Source organism: Microbacterium sp., from assembly GCF_052099035.1.
GTDB lineage: Bacteria > Actinomycetota > Actinomycetes > Actinomycetales > Microbacteriaceae > Microbacterium.
This window is the reverse complement of sequence record NZ_JBQDSX010000132.1, coordinates 1-3,953: the sequence shown is the minus strand read 5'-3', so window position 1 is coordinate 3,953 and position 3,953 is coordinate 1. Positions and strand designations below refer to the sequence as shown.

The following is a 3,953-nucleotide window of genomic DNA, read 5'->3' as shown; positions in this document are numbered from 1 at the left end:
GGCACAAGACGTGCTCACCGACCTGAGCAAGGTCCGCAACATCGGCATCATGGCCCACATCGATGCCGGTAAGACCACGACCACCGAGCGCATCCTGTTCTACACGGGTGTGAACTACAAGCTCGGCGAGACGCACGACGGCGCGTCCACGACCGACTGGATGGAGCAGGAGAAGGAGCGCGGCATCACGATCACGTCCGCCGCCGTCTCGTGCTACTGGAACAAGAACCAGATCAACATCATCGACACGCCCGGCCACGTCGACTTCACGGTCGAGGTCGAGCGCTCCCTGCGCGTGCTCGACGGCGCCGTCGCCGTCTTCGACGGCAAGGAGGGTGTCGAGCCGCAGTCGGAGACGGTGTGGCGCCAGGCGGACAAGTACAACGTCCCGCGCATCTGCTTCGTCAACAAGATGGACAAGCTCGGCGCGGACTTCTACTTCACCGTCGACACGATCATCAACCGCCTCAAGGCGAAGCCGCTGGTCATCCAGCTCCCGATCGGTGCCGAGAGCGACTTCACCGGTGTCGTGGACCTGCTCGAGATGAAGGCGCTCGTCTGGCACGGGGAGACCCAGCTCGGCGAGGCGTACGACACCGAGGAGATCCCCGCGGACCTGGTCGAGAAGGCCCAGCAGTACCGCAGCGAGCTCGTCGAGGCCGTCGCGGAGGCCGACGAGGAGCTGCTCGAGAAGTACCTCGGTGGCGAGGAGCTGACGATCGCCGAGCTCAAGGCCGGCATCCGCAAGCTCGTCATCGCGGGCGAGGCGTTCCCGGTCCTGTGCGGCTCCGCGTTCAAGAACAAGGGCGTCCAGCCCATGCTCGACGCGGTCATCGACTACCTGCCGTCGCCCCTCGACGTGCCGGCCATCGACGGTCACGACCCGAAGGACGAGGAGAAGGTCATCCAGCGTCACCCCGACGCCTCGGAGCCGTTCTCCGCGCTCGCCTTCAAGGTCGCGGCGCACCCGTTCTTCGGCAAGCTCACCTACGTGCGCGTGTACTCCGGTCGTGTCGAGCCCGGCCAGCAGGTCGCGAACTCGACCAAGGGCAAGAAGGAGCGCGTCGGCAAGATCTTCCAGATGCACTCCAACAAGGAGAACCCGGTCGACGAGGCGAGCGCCGGTCACATCTACGCGGTCATCGGCCTCAAGGACACCACGACCGGTGACACGCTGAGCGACATGGCGAACCCGGTCATCCTCGAGTCGATGAGCTTCCCCGAGCCCGTCATCGACGTGGCGATCGAGCCGAAGACGAAGGCCGACCAGGAGAAGCTCTCCACGGCGATCCAGAAGCTCGCCGAGGAGGACCCGACCTTCCGCGTGAAGCTGGACGACGAGACCGGCCAGACCGTCATCGGCGGCATGGGCGAGCTCCACCTCGACATCCTCGTCGACCGCATGCGTCGCGAGTTCAAGGTCGAGGCGAACGTCGGCAAGCCGCAGGTCGCGTACCGCGAGACGATCCGCCGCAAGGCCGAGAAGATCGAGTACACGCACAAGAAGCAGACCGGTGGGTCCGGGCAGTTCGCGAAGGTCCAGGTGACCTTCGAGCCGCTCGACACGTCCGAGGGCGAGCTCTACGAGTTCTCCAACGCGGTCACCGGTGGTCGCATCCCGCGCGAGTACATCCCCAGCGTCGACGCCGGCATCCAGTCCGCGATGGAGCTCGGCGTGCTCGCCGGCTTCCCGCTGGTCGGGGTGAAGGCGATCCTGCTCGACGGCGCCTACCACGAGGTCGACTCCTCGGAGATGGCGTTCAAGATCGCCGGCTCGATGGTCCTCAAGGAGGGCGTCAAGCGGGCGGACCCGGTTCTGCTGGAGCCGGTGATGGCGGTCGAGGTGCGTACGCCCGAGGAGTACATGGGCGACGTCATCGGCGACCTGAACTCACGTCGTGGAATGATCCAGTCCATGGAGGACGCGACGGGTGTGAAGGTCGTCCGGGCCCACGTACCGTTGTCAGAGATGTTCGGGTACATCGGTGACCTCCGGTCCAAGACCCAGGGTCGTGCGGTGTACTCGATGCAGTTCGACAACTACGCCGAGGTTCCTCGGAACGTTGCCGAAGAGATCATCAAGAAGACCCGGGGCGAGTGAGTCCCCACAGGTCGAAGACCCGCACAACCATCAACCTGTAGGAAACCGCAACGCCCCGCGGATGTAGGATCTCTCGGTCGACATTCGCAACGTTCGGCACATCTACCCAAGTCCCAGGAGGACCCCAGTGGCTAAGGCCAAGTTCGAGCGGACCAAGCCGCACGTCAACGTCGGCACCATCGGTCACGTCGACCACGGTAAGACGACGCTGACGGCAGCGATCTCGAAGACGCTCGCGGACACGTACCCGGACCTGCCGGCGAACACGCAGCGCAACTTCGACGAGATCGACGCGGCTCCCGAGGAGAAGCAGCGCGGCATCACGATCAACATCTCGCACATCGAGTACGAGACGCCGAAGCGCCACTACGCGCACGTCGACGCCCCGGGTCACGCCGACTACATCAAGAACATGATCACCGGTGCCGCCCAGATGGACGGCGCGATCCTGGTGGTCGCCGCGACCGACGGCCCGATGGCCCAGACGCGCGAGCACGTCCTGCTCGCCCGCCAGGTCGGCGTGCCGTACCTGCTCGTGGCGCTCAACAAGTCCGACATGGTCGACGACGAGGAGATCCTCGAGCTCGTCGAGATGGAGGTGCGCGAGCTCCTCTCCTCGCAGGAGTTCGACGGTGACAACGCGCCGGTCGTGCGCGTCTCCGGTCTCAAGGCGCTCGAGGGCGACCCCGAGTGGACCGCGAAGATCCTCGAGCTCATGGAGGCCGTGGACGAGAACGTGCCCGAGCCCGTCCGCGAGCTCGACAAGCCGTTCCTCATGCCCGTCGAGGACGTCTTCACGATCACCGGTCGTGGCACCGTCGTCACCGGCAAGGTGGAGCGTGGCACGCTCGACCTCAACTCGGACGTCGAGATCGTCGGCATCCGCTCGCCCCAGAAGACCACGGTCACGGGCATCGAGACGTTCCACAAGCAGATGGACCAGGCTCAGGCCGGCGACAACACCGGTCTGCTCCTGCGCGGCATCAAGCGCGAGGACGTCGAGCGCGGCCAGGTCGTCGTGAAGCCGGGCTCGATCACCCCGCACACGCAGTTCGAGGCGCAGGTCTACATCCTGGGCAAGGACGAGGGCGGCCGTCACAACCCGTTCTACTCGAACTACCGTCCGCAGTTCTACTTCCGGACCACCGACGTCACCGGCGTCATCACGCTGCCCGAGGGCACCGAGATGGTCATGCCCGGCGACAACACCGAGATGACGGTCGAGCTGATCCAGCCGATCGCCATGGAGGAGGGCCTCGGCTTCGCCATCCGTGAGGGTGGCCGCACCGTCGGCTCGGGCCGCGTCACCAAGATCCTCAAGTGATCTGACGCTGCCTCTGCAGCACCTCGTCGAAGGCCCGGTCCCGTCCGCGGGGCCGGGCCTTCGGCCTGCGGTCACCGTCACACCGGCGTCGCGTCGTCCCGACTTGGACGACGGCGGCTTCGTGTGGCAAACTGTTCAGGTTGCCTGTTACGGGTGCGCTCTTTCACGTGTCGAACAGTGTGTTGAACCGGTCCTCTCGCCGAGGGCCAGGACCCCGGGACTTCTCCCGGGTCTGCGGGTTGAGCTCTCTGTGTCGCCATGGATCGAGTACCCCGCGGAACACACGTTCCGACAGGCTCGCACAAACGTTGTGGTCCGGTTCGCGGAGCCGTGCGTCAGCACGGAGCCCGGCGGGAGTCCACATATCCAACGGCCCTGCGCCTCTCGGCGTGTGCGCCCAGGTGCGTCGCGACTACGCGACACGCCCGAGCGCGGGGGTCGGACAGCTAGCGGTTCGAGAGAGAGAGTCAGACGACGCCATGGCGGGACAGAAGATCCGCATCCGGCTCAAGTCGTACGACCACGAGG

The 3,953-nt window shown here is 65.7% G+C and carries 2 protein-coding genes; both read left to right on the top strand.

Translation table 11 applies throughout. The features are described 5' to 3' along the window. Positions 1 to 2,101, top strand: a 2,101-nt coding sequence (fusA, locus tag ACTIAO_RS17275; RefSeq protein WP_441907306.1) for an elongation factor G, incomplete at its 5' end; no start/stop codon positions are given. A 127-nt stretch (positions 2,102 to 2,228) separates the two neighbouring features. Then, on the top strand, positions 2,229 to 3,425 hold the full coding sequence (gene tuf, locus ACTIAO_RS17270) for an elongation factor Tu (RefSeq protein WP_441907305.1): 1,197 nt from the start codon (positions 2,229 to 2,231) through the stop codon (positions 3,423 to 3,425). Positions 3,426 to 3,953 lie beyond the last annotated feature (528 nt).